The organism is Pseudomonas sp. PME37.24/006 (genome assembly GCF_055556635.1).
Genome location: NZ_JBVHNL010000001.1, coordinates 26,565 through 41,496 on the forward strand (window position 1 = coordinate 26,565; position 14,932 = coordinate 41,496).

Sequence of the window (14,932 nt, forward strand, 5' to 3'; positions counted from 1 at the left end):
CATGGATGCCGACATCGGCCTGGGCATCGCCGAGATCGCTTACCCGGTGATCAGTGCGGCGGCCCTGGCGGTATGTCGGGCGCTGGGCCTGGTATTCATCACCCCTGCGTTCAATCGCCTGGGGCTGACCGGGATGATCCGCAGTTGCGTGGCGGTAGCGATCTCCGCGCCGATGTTCCTGCCTGCCTTCTCCGCGCTGACCGCGCTGGAGGATTACGGCAGCTTTTTTCTCGCCGGTCTGATGGTCAAGGAATTCCTCATCGGGGTGACCGTGGGGCTGCTCTTCGGTATTCCGTTCTGGGCCGCTGAGGTGGCGGGCGAGTTGGTCGATCTGCAGCGCGGCTCGACCATGGCGCAACTGGTCGACCCGTCCGGGGCCGGCGAGGCCGGGGTCACCGCGACTCTGCTCAGCGTGATGCTGATTACTCTGTTTTTCATGTCCGGCGGCTTCATTCTGATGGTCGACGGCTTCTATCACAGCTACCAGCTATGGCCCGTCACCGCGTTCACCCCGGTGATCGCCAGTTCGGCGCTGGAAGCGGTGTTGGCGATTCTCGACCAGGTGATGCGCATCGGCGTGCTGATGGTGGCGCCGCTGATCATTGCCCTGCTGGTCGTCGACATGATGCTTGCCTACTTGTCGCGCATGGCACCGCAGATGAATATCTTCGACCTCTCACTATCGGTGAAGAACCTGATCTTCACCTTCCTGATGGTGCTTTACTGCGGCTTCCTGATCCCGCTGATGCTCGAACAACTGGCCGAGTTTCGCGGCACCGTCGAGGTGCTCAAGACGCTGTCTGGCGCAGGTGAGTCCTAGTGGCGGGCAACAGCGGCAGCGAGGAAAAATCCCAGCCGGCCTCCGACAAGAAACTGCGCGAGGCCCGCCAGAAGGGCCAGGTTTCGAAGAGCCAGGACATGGTGTCGGCGGTGGTGCTGCTGGGCTGCACAGTGTGCATAGCCTTTATCGCCGGCATCGCCGAGTCGCGGGTGCGGGGCTTGCTTGACCTTGCCGCGACCATCTACGTCGAACCCTTTGCCACGGTTTGGCCGCGCCTGCTGGAGAGTGCTCAACAGGTATTGCTGCGCACCGCTCTGCCGATCCTCGGGGTAACCGTAGTGTGCGTGATTCTCACCAATATCGTCACGATGCGCGGCATGCTGTTCTCCGGTGAGTCAATAAAACCAGACATTGCCCGGATCAATCCGGTCGAGGGTGCCAAACGCATCTTCTCGATGCGCAATTTCATCGAGTTTCTCAAGAGCCTGTTCAAGGTGCTGGTGCTGTCGGTCGCCTTCTACGTGGTTGGGCGTATCGCCCTGCAGGCGCTGATGGAGTCGTCGCGCTGTGGTGCCGGGTGCATCGAATCGGTGTTCTTCCTGCTGCTCAAGCCGCTGGTGGCCACGGTTATCGTCACCTATCTGGTGATCGGTATCGTCGACGTGCTGCTGCAGCGCTGGCTGTTCCAGCGTGAAATGCGCATGACCCGCAGCGAGCAGAAACGCGAGCGCAAGGACATGGACGGTGATCCGCTGATCAAGCGCGAACGTCAGCGCCAGCGCCGCGAAATGCAGGCCCTGAGCAGCCGCAAGGTAGGCATCGCCCATGCCACGTTGATGATCGGCAGCGAAGACGGCTGGCTGGTCGGCGTCCGCTACGTACGCGGCGAGACCCCGGTGCCGGTGTTGGTATGCATCGCCTCGGCGCAGGACGCGAAAGCCTTGCTGGCGCAGTCAGTGAGCCTGGGCGTGCCGCGCAGTGCCGATGCCAAACTGGCTGCCGATATTGCCAAGCGTGCAGTGAAAGGCGAGCCGATTCCGGCCAACACGTTTCAGCCGGTGGCCGATGCGCTGGTCGCGGCGCGGCTGATCTAGCAATCGCTGTCGGGCTGTCAGGATCTGTCGCAGTGGCCGCCGTCCATCCGCGATGTCCCGATCTTTTGCCGCTCAGCGTACCTGCTGGCGCAGTGGAGCCTGATAGTGCGCCTGCTCGACTCGCGGGCGCGACGAGCGATCTCGATAAGGGCCAAGGCCGAGTGCCGCCAGCGTCAGTTCCAGGCCTAGCGACTGGTTGCCGTCGGTGGAGCAGGCCCAGGTCAGTGCCGAGCGGATAGTGTCGCTTTCCGCGCCGTAGAGGCTCTTCCAGGCTTCCGGCACCACGGTTTCCAGCTGATTCGCGGCTTTCTTCACCACGGCCAGCGCATAGGCGGCGTGGCGGGCGACGATCCGTTGAGTATTGCCGGTCTGGTCGAGTTTTTCCAGGGCGTATAGACGCTCGGTTTTGGGCATCTGGTAGAACTTCAGGGTGTCGTCGCGGTGAGCGATCAACAGGGACTTATCCACCAGGCTTTCGATCAGCGGCAGCGGATCGCCCGATAGCAGTTCGTCGCCTTCGACTATGGCGCGCACTGCATTGAGGGTGAAGGTGCCGTTGAAAATCGCCACCAGTCGCAGCATCGCCTGCTCGGCGGGTGCCAGCGTCTGGTACGACCAGTCCAATGTGGCACGCAGCGAACGATGGCGTGGCGGCGCGGTACGGCGACCCTCCATTTGCAGGCGAAACTCGCCGTCCAGCAGCTCGGCAAGTTGTGCCAGACCGAAGGCGCTGGCGCGGGTCGCGGCGATTTCGATGTCCAGAGGGATGCCGTCGAGCTTGCGGCAGATGCTGATCACGTCTGCCACGTTGCCGTCGTTGAGGGTGAAGGCGGTGTCACTGGCCTGCACCCGTTCGACGAACAGTTCGATGGCCGGGTAGGCCAGCGCCTGCTCGCTGTTCGGATGCTCACAGGCCGCCGGCAATTGCAGTGGCAGCAGGCGTTCGACCTGTTCGCCCGCGGTGCGCAATGGCTCGCGGCTGGTGGTGAGAATGGCGCAGTCAGGGGTCCACTTGAGCAGGGTTTCCACCACCAGAGCGGTGCCATCCAGAGCCTGTTCGCAGTTATCCAGAATCAGCAACTGGCGGCGTTGCTGCAGGTATTGCATCACGTCACGCAGGGGGTCGCTGCCCGCCTGCAGGCCCAGCGCTTCGGCCAGGGCGTGAGGGATGCGGCTGTCGTCATCGATTTCACTGAGGTCGACGAAGCAGGTGCCGTGGGGCATCTCGCCGGCCAACTGGTTGCCCAGCGCCAGAGCGACGGTGCTCTTACCGATACCGCCGGGGCCGACCAGGGAGATCAGGCGAGTCTGCAACAGTTGCTCGCTCAGTCGCTGCAGCACCGCATCGCGGCCCAGTGGTCGGCTGATCAGGCTGGGTAGCGACTGTAAGCGCTCCGCAACTGCTGGCTCACTGGAGGCCTCGTAGGGCTCGGTACGGGCCACGAAACGATAGCCGCGGCCGGGAACGGTGACGATGTATTCGAAGCCACTTTCATCCTCACCGAGCACCCGGCGCAGGGCGACGATCTGCGCGCGCAGGTTGCACTCTTCGACGATGACCTTGGGCCATGCACAGGCGATCAGTTCGGATTTTTCCAGCAGCTCACCCGAGCGCGAGGCCATCGCAATGAGCAAGTCCAGCGCGCGGCTACCCAGGCTGACGGGTTCGCCGTTCTTCAGTAACAGATGCTGGCGTGGGTAGAGGATGAAGGCCCCGAACCGCAAGGCGCCTTCGCTGCTGAATGGTGCATGGTCATAAGGCGTCTCGGTCGGCGTGGTGGTGCCGAGAGTGGTCGAATACATGCCTATAGTCCCTCAAGGATTATGGTTGTTGTACGCACTGGCGACGGCTGCGCGTGAGCGCACCCAGTCATGCTCGGGTTCGGCTCGTGTGGCGGCCCGGTGAGACGGGTGCTGACGAAACGTGCCAGTACGGCAGTTTGAATAGGCAAGAAGAAATCCCCCCAAACGTCGTTTGTTTTTGTTTATCACCGCATCGCTACAAAGCGGTGTCGATCAGAGGCAGGGGTACACATCGCAATTAACGTGCCGCGCCCGGGCGTGACTGGATGATCGCTAACTGATTGATTGTGAATGGCCCGTACGGTTCACCAAGGAATGTGCGTTCGGGAAATCGGATAGCGGCCAAAAACGCGTTCGGAAATCCGTTCGCGGTGAGGTCGGTCGAGCACGAATAAGCTGGCATGTCGCGATACTCCTGACAGTCCGTTCAGCGCCACCCCCGCATCCTGTTAAGGGTCATGTGGTGCTGTGAAAAGCTGCGAAATCCGTTGCGATCAGGTTGTTACATCAATGTGACGATTGCTTGAATGAGGGAGCAGCAGGTCATGCCTTTTTGCGTGCGCAGTTCTCGTTCTCGTTAATTGGCGAGTCGTCATGTACAGGTCTGCGCCGTTCAACAAGTGCCACAGGCACTCTCTTTTGCACAAGGCTCGCCATCCCGTTTTGCGACCTTGTCCGCTTATTAAGCCGGAGCGCAGACACCCATGAGCACTATCGATACAACAACCCCAAAACGCGTAACTGGAGAGACCGGCGACACTGACTTCGATGACAAGCTGCGTGAGGCTCAGAGCAAGGGCGGTCAGCTCGACAAGGAAGGCATCGAGGCCTACAAGGAGTACCGCGGCCCCTACCTGGACGGTAAGCCGCCGCTGGCCGAGAGCAATCACCAGTGGAAGGAAGAGGACATCGTCAACGTCGAGAGCGAGTGGTTGTCCTCCACCGGCCATCGCCTGATGCTCTGGGATGACCTGCTGCTGGTGACCATGAAAAATGGTGATCAGGTACTGGTGCACGCCGGCGTGAACCCGCGGCTGCACCAGGTGGCCAAGGAAAAACTGGATGCCGGTGACGTCGCCGGGCCACCGGCCTGGACCGAGAAAGAACTGTCCGAAGAGCATGAGCTCTGGCTTGGCAAACGCGAAGCCTACGGGTTCGAGGTGGTCACCTCGGCCGAGCAGATTCCCGAGCTGGGTGATCTGCGTTTCATCGAAGACGGCTACATGGATATGAGCGCGGCGGTGTATCACCCCGTCCATGGCTTCCAGCTGACCGTCGACAACAGCTTGTCCTATGGCGAGAACGATACGGCCCTGTTCACCACTGCCGATGGTAGCAAGTACGCAGTCTCCAAGGAGGTATCGCCGGAAGCCTACAAGAAGGTCAAGGAGCTGGCCGAGACCCGCGACAAGATCGAGAGCAAGATCGAGGACGACGGCTACAAGGTGATGAGTGCCCGGGATGACATCCCGGTGGTCACCGATGGCACCAAGGTGGAGACCCTGGCGCCGGGCGTGCTTGCCGTGGAAACGCCGCGGCGTGGCAAGTTCATCGTCATCGAGAGTCTCACGCCGGAGCATTTTGCCAACCTCAGCGGGGTGCAGACCGAGAAGCAGCAAGGCGCCGTCGACAAGGCATTCGAGGATCGCGACCTGCCGCCCGCCAAGGAAACCGACTTGATGCTCGCCGAAACCAGCGAGAAGAAGGACGGCAAGGCCAAGACCGTTGGCGAGCTGTATTACGACAATCTCAAGGAGGCCTACAAGGACAAGCCGTCCGACTCCAAGGAAGCCAAGTACCTGCGCCTGCTCGAAGCCCGGGCGATGCTCAGCGGCGGCTTCCAGTACCTGCCCTACAGCACCACCAACGGCGCCTTCAACAGCACCACCACCAGCTATGGCAAAGATCCCAAGGAGATGAACCCGGCCGAAATGCGCGGGCTAGTGGACGAGGGCAAGCTCGGCGAGGAACTGCTGGCATTGATGACCGATGAGGACATCGCCGCCGACAACGATCGTTTTCTCAAGGAGGCGATCGACAAGGTCGAGGACAAGGACGGCTTCAAGGACAAGCTGGCCGAGACCCTGCGCGACCCCGAGTACAAGAAGGCGCTCGAGGCGCTGGAGAAGGACAACCCCGAAGGCGCGGCGGCACGTTACGCCGCCGACATGCAGTCACTCAGCCTGCTCGATTCGGAGCTGGCGGCGCAGATCGACACCGAGTTCAAGTTCGGCATTCCCATCGACCAGCTCAACGAGCTTTACAAGGATGGTGTCGAAGGCGTCGGCGAGGAGAACGTCGACAAGGCCACCACCGACATGGTCTCCACGCTGCTGACCACCATGATGACCTCGGTGCTGGGTACCAAGCGCGGTACCGACATCTACAACTACTACTTCGGCGGCGGCAAGGAAAAGGGCCAGGCCAAGCCCGAGCTGAATGCCGAGGAGCAGAAGCTGGTCACCGCCGCGGAAAACTCCCGGGAGCCGCTGACCCAACTGCTCAAGGACAGCGCCAAGGCGAGCATCAACGACCCCTCGGGGAATTCCGGTGCCATCACCGCCGAGAAGATCGAAAAGGCGGTGGCGAAAGTCCCCCTGGCCGAGCGCGACGGTGTCGCCGGGGTATTGGGCAAGCTAGGCAAGACCGGGGTACTGAGTTCCGGCGCCGGGTTGATCTCGATGGTCGCCGGGATCTACAAGCTCTCCGATGGCGGGCTGAACTTCGGCGAAACGCCGGCCGAGCGCATCGAGGCGGCGAAGAACTTCGTGACCACCATCAGCATGATCTCGCCGATGGCCACCATGGTCACCGGGGCCTATGAAGAGCTGTTCCGCACCCCGAGCAGCCCGGGCAAGCCGAGCATTGCCGATACGCTGGGGTTGGGCAAGAGCCTCAAGGAAACCGTCTGGGACAAGCACTTCAAACCCAGGGACGTGTCGGAAACCGACGCCATCGAACTCAAGGAAAGGCAGCAGAAGCTCGACAACCTCAAGGAGCTGCCCCAGCTCGACATGGGCGAGAAATTCACCGCCGACAGTTTCTGGAAGGAGTTCGATGACACCACCCGCAAATCACGGCCGGCAGTCGAGGACTTGATCGAACAGCTGCCGCCGGAGCAGCGTGACGCGGCGCGCACCAGCTTTCTCAACATCACCGACAAGAACCCGGATTTGAGCAAGGTGCCCGAGGCCGATCGGCTGCGCTGGGTGGGTGGTGCGCTGTCGACCATCGGCGGCGCTGCCGACGTGGTGGGTGGGGTGCTCGACCTGGTACTCGGCGGCATGGGCATCGACAAGCTGCGCAAGGAAGGTGGCACGCCCGAACAGTTCGCCGCCAAGAGCCTGCAGCTGGTTGGCGGCACCGCGGGGTTGGTGATGGGCGGGGCCGGCCTGGCTGCAGCCATCGGCGTCGGTTCGGCGGCCGTTGCCGGGGTGGTTGCCGCCGCTGCCGGCGGTGTGGGGGCGGTACTGGGTTTCATCGGCGCCATCATCGGCGGTGTGGTCGCCCTGAAGAAAAGCGAGGAGACGGTCGAGAAGGTACGCGACTACTTCCGCGAGCTGGGCAACGACGGTGTACTCGAGAAGGAGTGGGGCGACAAGCTCAACTACCTGGTGCACATGGGCTACGAGTACAACTATTACGAGGGCAAGTACGAAGACCGCTTCGATGCCTGGTACCCCGAAGACATCCCCGTGTGGGAGGCCCAGCCCGAGCACTACAAGGAATTCACCGAGAAGGTCGAGAAGGATGGGCGCATCGACGACGACTGGTTCACCGACAACATGCAGGATCTGGTCACCCACAGCGACAAGTTCGACGCCGAGTTCTACCGCGACAACAAGGACAAGATCGACCGCATCGTCGACAACTGGGAGCAGTGGCAGGGCAGCGACGATATCGTCAGCGACAAGGACTTCAACAAACTGCTCAAGGGCGACGACCGCTTCGACAACTCCAAGGAAGACATCGAGGCCGTGCAGTTCCTGATGGATAACAAGGAGTTCTTCGAATTCCTCGACACCATCCGCTTCCACCCCAACAACACCAAGAGCGACGGGAAAATCAGCCGCAAAGATGTGGACAAGTGGTTGGAACAGGTGAGCTGATAAGGCGCTCACGGCCCGCACGCTAGAGCGTACGGGCCATTAAAATGGCTGTTTCAAGGCGGTAGCGGACATAGAGCGCTGCTGCTTTTGTGGGAGCGGCTTTAGCCGCGAGCTCTTTGTTAGCCTTGATAAAAAGCTCGCGGCTAAAGCCCCTCCTACAAAAAGAAAGCTCTGCATCCACCGGCTGCTTCCGGCTTAACCGCGACGTACCAGCAGTACCCCTGATTCCATGTGGTGGGTGTAGGGGAACTGGTCGAACAGCGCGCAGCGTTCGATGCGGTGGGTGTCGTGCAACTGGGCGATGTTCTGCGCCAGGGTCTCCGGGTTGCAGGAGATGTACAGAATGCGCTCGAAGCGGCGGGTCAGCTCGCAGGTGTCTGTATCCATGCCGGCACGGGGCGGGTCGACGAACACGCTGCTGAAGTCGTAGCTCTTCAGGTCGATCTCGGCCAGGCGACGGAACGGGCGAACCTCGTTGAGCGCTTCGGTCAATTCCTCGGCGGAAAGGCGCACCAGGGTGACGTTGTCGATCTGGTTGTCGGCCAGGTTGGCCAGCGCCGCATTGACCGAGGTCTTGCTGATCTCGGTGGCCAGCACCTTGCGCACGCGAGTGGCCAGCGGCAGGGTGAAGTTGCCGTTGCCGCAGTACAGCTCCAGCAGATCGTCTTCGCGCTCGCCGAGTACGTCGTAGGCCCAACCGAGCATCTTCTGGCACACCTCGCCATTGGGCTGGGTGAAGGCACCCTCCGGCTGGCGATAGCGGAAGGTACGCCCAGCCACTTCCAGGCGCTCCTCGACATAAGGACGGCCGACGACAATACGCTTGCCCCGCGAGCGCCCGACTACGCTCACGCCCAGCTCTTCGGCCAGCACCTTGGCAGCGGCTTCCCAAGCGTCATCCAGGGGGCGGTGGTAGCACAGGGTGATCAGCGCATCGCCATTCAGGGTGGTGAGGAACTCCACCTGAAACAGCTTGAAGCCCAGCGTGTTGCTCGCCTGCCAGGCGGCCTTGAGGCGCGGCATCAGCGCATTGATGCGCAGGCTGGCGATGGGGAAGTCTTCGAAGAAGATCGGGCTGTGCTTGTCGCCGGCTTCGAACATCGCGTAATGACGATTCTCGCTGCCGGCTTCGCGCCACAGGCGGAATTCGGTACGCAGGCGGTAGTACTCGCGTGGCGACTCGAACACCTCGGGCTCCGGGGCGGCGAACGGCGCCAGCAGCTCCACCAGGCGGGCCTTCTTCTCGGCGAGTTGGGCGTCGTAGGCGGCGGGGTCGAATGCGGGACGGCTCATCGGTCACTCGTGCGGCAGGAAAACGGGGCGCCATTGTAGCGATTCCGCTGCCGGCGTGCCGTTCCCGTCGATCATCTGCGCTGCGGGACGCGGAGCGTCCGGGGAGGCGTTCCCACGCAGAGCGTGGGAACGATCAGGTGGATTGCCTAGGATGCGGCGTAGGGTGGGCTTCAGCCCACCGATGAGCGAATGCCTGATCGGAGGCGAAATCTCAGAACAATGCCAGCTTGATCACGCAGAAGATGGCCAGCGCAATCAACATCCCGTTCAGCTCTCGGAAGCGCCCGGCCAATGTCTTGGCGGCGACCCAGGTGATGAAGCCGAAGGCGATACCGGTAGCGATCGAGTAGGTCAGCGGCATCGCCAGGGCGGTGACCACCACAGGGGCTGCCACGGTGATGTCGCTCCATTCGATCTCGGCCATACCCGAGGCCATCAGCACGGCAACGAACAGCAGCGCCGGTGCCGTGGCGAAGGCTGGCACGCTGCCGGCCAGCGGGGCGAAAAATAGGGCGAACAGGAACAGGATGGCGACCACGATGGCGGTCAGCCCGGTGCGTCCGCCAGCGCTGACGCCAGCCGCCGACTCGATGTAGCTGGTGGTGGTCGAGGTGCCCAGCAGCGAGCCGCCCAGGGCGGCGGTGCTGTCGGCGATCAGCGCTCGGCCCATCTTCGGCAGGTGACCGTCCTTGCGCATCAGCCCGGCTTTCTTGGCCACGGCGATCAGGGTGCCGGAGTTGTCGAACAGGTCGACGAACAGGAAGGCGAAGATCACGCTGATCAGACCGACGTCCAGCGCGCCGGCGATATCCAGCTGCATGAAGGTCGGTGCCAGGGAGGGCGGCATCGACATCAGGCCACCGAACTCGCTGACCCCGAGCAGAATGCTCAGCCCGGTGACCACCAGAATGCTGATCAGTACCGCGCCAGTGACGCGCAGCGCTTCCAAGCCGATGATCAGGAAGAAGCCGAGAATCGCCAGCAGTGCACCGGGCGCGCCCAGGTCGCCGAGGCCGACCATGGTCGCCGGGTTGGCGGCGACGATACCGGCGTTCTGCAGGGCGATCAGCGCCAGGAACAGGCCGATACCGGCGGCGATGGCCGAGCGCAGCTCCAGCGGAATGCTGTTGATGATCCATTCGCGGATCTTGAAGATCGACAGCAGAAAGAACAGGCACGCCGACAGGAACACCGCACCCAGCGCGACCTGCCAGGTGTGGCCCATGCCCAGCACCACGGTATAGGTGAAGAAGGCGTTGAGGCCCATGCCCGGCGCCAGGGCGATTGGGTAGTTGGCGATCAGGCCCATGACGGCGGAGCCGAAGGCGGCCGCCAGGCAGGTGGCGACGAACACCGCACCCTTGTCCATGCCCGTCTCGCCGAGGATGCTCGGGTTCACGAACAGGATGTAGGCCATGGTCAGGAAGGTGGTGACCCCAGCGAGAATCTCGGTACGAACCGTGGTGTTGTGTGCGTTGAGTTGGAACAGTCTTTCCAGCATGCCGGGGCTCCCGATGGCAGCGACGCGTGGTGAATGGCAGAGGGCAAGCAAAGCACATCATGTGCCAGCCGCCCCGCTGATCCGCGCAAGCGCGGCATCATAGCTGCTCGTCTGGGCTCGGTGAACATCGTGTCGGATAGAGCGCTTTCAATTATTGTCCGGTGCAGCCGCCAGCGCGCATTCTTGGTGCGATAAGCCACTGTCAGCCGGCGTGCGCAATATTCACTGCGCGTCGAGCGGGCAAGCGCTGCCGCGTAATGGCCCTAGGTTTTCTCTCTCTCCACCAATGGCGTGTGCATATGGTCACGGGTGGAAAGCGCCGGGAACAGCTTGATCCACAGCACGCTGATGGCGATGGCGCCAACGCCGCCCATCAGTACCGCCGGTACGGTGCCCAGCCAGGCGGCGCTGACGCCTGCGCGGAAGTCGCCGAGTTGGTTGGACGCGCCGATGAACAGCCCGTTCACCGCGCCGACCCGGCCACGCATTTCGTCTGGTGTTTGCAGTTGCACGAAGGCGCCACGGATCACCATGCTGACCATGTCTGCCGCGCCGAGCAGTACCAGCGTCGCCAGGCTGAACCACAGCGAGGTGGAAAGGCCGAAACCGATTGTTGCCACGCCGAAGATCGCCACCGAGCTGAGAATCACCGGGCCGACTCGCCGCTCGATGGGGTGGCGCGCCAGGTAGATCGACATCAGCAGCGCACCCACTGCCGGCGCCGAACGCAGCAGACCAAGGCCCCAGGGGCCGGTGAGCAGGATGTCCTTGGCGAACACCGGCAGCAACGCGGTGGCGCCGCCGAGCAGCACGGCGAACATGTCCATGGAAATGGCGCCGAGCACTTCCGGGCGGCTGCGAATAAAGCGAAAACCCGCCAGCAGGGACTCCACCGAGATTTTCTGTTTCAGCGGTTTCTGTTGCGATGGCAGGCTGAGCATCAGGCTCATGGCGATCAGGTACAACACCAGTGCGGGCCCATATACCCAGGCTGGCGCCACTGCAAACAATACGCCGCCGAGGGCGGGAGACACGATAGTGGCAGTCTGCATCGCTGAACTGGATGCGGCCACCGCGGCAGGGAACAGGCCCGGCGGCACGATATTAGGCAGCAGCGCCTGGGTGGTGGGCATCTCGAAGGCCCGTGCCGTACCCATCATGAAGGCGATGATGAAAATCATCTCGCGGGTCAGGCTGCTGGTGCTGGTACCGATCAGCAGCGTGATGGCGACCACGGCCTGGCCGCACTGGCACAGCGCCGCGACCTTGCGGCGGTCGAAGCGGTCGGCGACGTGGCCGGTCAGCAGGATGAAGAGGATCTTTGGCAGAAACTCCACCAGGCCGACCAGGCCCAGGTCGAGCACGTTGCCGGTGAGGCTGTACATCTGCCAGCCGATGGCCACGGTGAGCATCTGAAAGCCGCTGGCGGTGAATACCCGCGCCAGCCAGAAGCGAATGAAGGGCGTGTGGTGACGCAGCAGCAACTGACCATGAACGGACATTGGAATACTTAGGCGGCTAACGACGGCCGCTCAGGTTAGCACGTCCGCTGTAACATTTGGATGCAAGAGGCCGCCAGGGCACGGCTCATCGAGTCTGGAAGAGAGCACGCCGTGCTTTAGGGCCTGTTTTTAACGCTGCAGTGCCGACGCGTACAAACGTTGAACAGGTGCTTAGCGAATCAGGCCACTGAGCAGCCACAGACCAAGAAGCAGCCAGATCAACCCGCCGATCACTGAGCCACGCATGAACGAGCGCACCGCACTGTAGAGCAGGATCAGACCGATCAGCAGTACGGCGATGCTGAGTAGAGAGGGGGTAACGCCCAGAGCACCGGCCATGCCATCGATAAAGCCGGCAACCGCGCCGCCTAGCAGGCTGAATACGCCGCTCAGGGCATCGACGATAAAGCGGATGAACGAGCCGAATGCCTCACCGAGGGATTCAAAAAAACCTTCTACGCGCATAGAGACATTCCTGGTGATATAGAAGAGGCAGTCAAAAACTGGCCGGCAGCGATGTTTGATGTCGCTTGTGACGGCCCGCAGGTTGGCCGCCAGGGATGGCGGGCCACAAAATCGAGCTGCTGGCCTATTGGGCTGCCAGGTGTTGGTGGAGTTCCACGATTTTGCGCATGGCCTTGCCCAGTCGACGCGCGATCAGTTGCCGAGCATCGCCTTGATCTTGCCCGCCAGTGCCTCGAACGAGAACGGCTTGGCGATCATCTCCATGTTGTTGCCGAGGTAGCCTTCGTGCACGTGCGCGCCTTCAGCGTAACCGGTGGCGAACAATACCTTGAGGTTTGGTTGAGCCTGCCGAGCTGCATCGGCGAGCTGGCGCCCGTTCATGCCCGGCAGGCCAACATCGGTGAGCAGCAAGTCGAGCGCCGGGTGCTGTTCCATCAGGCCCAGGGCGCTTTGTGCGTCGCCTGTCTGGAGCAACTGGTAGCCAAGCTCTTCCAGCACCTCGACGATCAGCATGCGCACCACGGTGTCGTCTTCCACCACCAGGATTCGTTCACCAGTACCGTGTGGCGCCTGCGGCGGTGCAAGCTGGATTGGCACCGCTGGCGCGACATGCAGGCGCGGCAGGTAAAGGTTCAGGGTAGTGCCACGCCCGACCTGGCTTTCCAGCTGCAGGTAGCCGCCGGTTTGCTTCACGAAGCCGTAGACCATCGACAGACCCAGGCCCGTGCCCTTGCCGATGGGTTTGGTGGTGAAGAAGGGCTCGAAGGCATGGCGAATCACCTCCTGGGACATGCCGCTGCCGGTATCACTGACCGAGAGCCGCAGGTAATCGCCAGCAGGCACTTGGTAACTCTGTGCGGTGGCCTCATCGAGTTGCGTGTTGTGAGTTTCGATGCGCAACGTGCCGCCGTCTGGCATCGCATCACGGGCGTTGATGGCCAGGTTGATCAGCGCATTTTCCAGTTGGTGGCCATCGCTGCGGGTCAGCCACAGATCATTGGCGAGGTGAATCTCCAGGCTGATCTGCTCGCCAAGGGTGCGGGCCAGCAGTTCCTCGATGACGTGTACCAGGGTGTTGACCTCGACAGGGCGCATGTCCAGCGATTGACGCCGGGCAAAGGCCAGCAGTCGATGGGTCAGGGATGCGCCGCGGTTGGCTGAGGCGATGGCGGCTTCTATGAACTTGGCCAGCCCAGGGTTTTCGGTGGCCGGTAGTTTGCGCTGGATCAATTCCAGGCTGCCGAGTATGCCGGCCAGCAGGTTGTTGAAGTCGTGGGCGATGCCGCCGGTGAGTTGGCCGATGGCTTCCATCTTCTGCGCCTGGCGTAGTTGCTCCTCGGCCTGAATGCGCTGCAGTACGGCTTCACCGACTCGTTCCTCCAGGGTCTGGGTCAGTTGGCGCAGGGCCAGTTCGGTTTGCTTGCGCTCTTCAATATCGATCAGCACGCCCGGAAAGCGCAGTGGTGTGCCATCTGCCGCCAGTTCGCAGCGGCCGTTGGCCTCGATCCAGCGGTAGCTGCCGTCTGTTTGGATAATCCGGTATTCGGCGCGGTAGGCGCCGCCCGTTTGCATGGTCTGCTCGATCAGCGCCTGAACCTGTGCGCGGTCTTGCGGGTGGATGGCTGGGGTAAAGTGGCCGAGCGGCATGCCGTTGCTAGCGTCTAGCGGATCAGTGGAGAAGGCACGTGCGAAGCGTTCATCTCCGGTGACGGTATCAGTAGGGATGTTCCATACCCAGGTACCGAGTACTGCGCCGGCATTCAAGGCGAGCTCGATGCGCTCGTTGGCGGTGCGCAGTTCTGCAGCAACCTGGGTGCGCTGCTGTGTGGCGACCATCTGGCTGGTGGTTTCCACGACGATGCACATCATGCCGTGGGAGTGGCCTTGGGAATCGAGCAGCGGATTGAAGTACAGGTTCATCCAGGCATCGTCCTGCAGGCCTGGGCGGCGCAGCGGCAGGTAGAGGTTTTCCTGGGAGATCGACTTGCCGGCCATGCCCATGGCGATCACATGGCGGTTCCAGTCGGCGATTTCCGGCCATGCGTCTTCTGCCGGCAAGCCGAAGATCTCCGGGTGGCGCAGGCCAGCGAAGGTGGCGTAGGCATCGTTGTAGATCAGTACGCCGTCTTCGCCGCAGAGCAAAACGATGGGCGTGGGAGAGGAGAGGATCAGGCGCGTGGTGCTGAGCAGTACATCCGGCCATAGGTGGATTGGGCCGAGCGATGTAGCGGCCCAATCGAAGCGCCGGATAATCTCGACGGTGTCACCGGATTGGCCGGCAAACAGGCAGGGTTCTGTGGGCATGATCTAGGTCGCGAGCAAGAGTCTGAGAAGGCTAACGTAACGGTTGAGCACTTGCATGAGCCGTTGATTTGACGCGGCCT

At 62.2% G+C, this 14,932-nt stretch carries 9 protein-coding genes; 3 read left to right on the plus strand and 6 right to left on the minus strand.

The genetic code is table 11. From position 1 onward, the window contains the following. Position 1: 1 nt before the first annotated feature. Both sctT and ACZ3GY_RS00175 read left to right on the plus strand, forming a co-directional pair. Entirely contained in the window at positions 2-820 is an 819-nt protein-coding gene (sctT, locus tag ACZ3GY_RS00170; RefSeq protein ID WP_465908512.1) for a type III secretion system export apparatus subunit SctT, read from the plus strand. Next, the gene (locus ACZ3GY_RS00175) at positions 820-1,875 is read left to right on the plus strand and encodes an EscU/YscU/HrcU family type III secretion system export apparatus switch protein (RefSeq protein WP_465908514.1); all 1,056 of its coding nucleotides are present in this window, start codon (positions 820-822) and stop codon (positions 1,873-1,875) included. Before sctT ends, ACZ3GY_RS00175 begins: the two co-directional genes overlap by 1 nt. Positions 1,876-1,947: 72 nt before the next feature. Here ACZ3GY_RS00175 and ACZ3GY_RS00180 read toward each other — a convergent pair whose 3' ends face one another. Continuing rightward, positions 1,948-3,678, minus strand: a complete 1,731-nt coding sequence (locus tag ACZ3GY_RS00180; protein WP_463566184.1) for an ATP-binding protein — start codon at positions 3,676-3,678, stop codon at positions 1,948-1,950. A gap of 704 nt (positions 3,679-4,382) precedes the next feature. Between ACZ3GY_RS00180 and ACZ3GY_RS00185 the strand changes: the two genes are divergently transcribed. Further along, positions 4,383-7,787 (plus strand): hypothetical protein, encoded by a 3,405-nt coding sequence (locus ACZ3GY_RS00185; RefSeq protein ID WP_465908515.1) that lies wholly within the window; start codon positions 4,383-4,385, stop codon positions 7,785-7,787. A gap of 195 nt (positions 7,788-7,982) precedes the next feature. On the opposite strand, the gene trmA is transcribed toward ACZ3GY_RS00185, so the two are convergent. The 5 genes from trmA to ACZ3GY_RS00210 all read right to left on the minus strand — a co-directional run bounded on the left by trmA (position 7,983) and on the right by ACZ3GY_RS00210 (position 14,852). Beyond that, on the minus strand, positions 7,983-9,080 hold the full coding sequence (trmA, locus tag ACZ3GY_RS00190; protein WP_465908516.1) for a tRNA (uridine(54)-C5)-methyltransferase TrmA: 1,098 nt from the start codon (positions 9,078-9,080) through the stop codon (positions 7,983-7,985). 211 nt (positions 9,081-9,291) lie between these two features. Further along, a complete protein-coding gene (locus ACZ3GY_RS00195) occupies positions 9,292-10,581 on the minus strand; it encodes an NCS2 family permease (RefSeq protein WP_463563410.1) in 1,290 nt (429 codons plus the stop codon). A gap of 263 nt (positions 10,582-10,844) precedes the next feature. Then, positions 10,845-12,083, minus strand: a complete 1,239-nt coding sequence (locus ACZ3GY_RS00200; RefSeq protein WP_463563411.1) for an MFS transporter — start codon at positions 12,081-12,083, stop codon at positions 10,845-10,847. Positions 12,084-12,254: 171 nt separating this feature from the next. Then, entirely contained in the window at positions 12,255-12,548 is a 294-nt protein-coding gene (locus ACZ3GY_RS00205) for a hypothetical protein (RefSeq protein ID WP_463563412.1), read from the minus strand. Between the two features lie 192 nt (positions 12,549-12,740). After that, positions 12,741-14,852, minus strand: a complete 2,112-nt coding sequence (locus ACZ3GY_RS00210; RefSeq protein ID WP_465908517.1) for an ATP-binding protein — start codon at positions 14,850-14,852, stop codon at positions 12,741-12,743. Between the last annotated feature and the right edge of the window lie 80 nt (positions 14,853-14,932).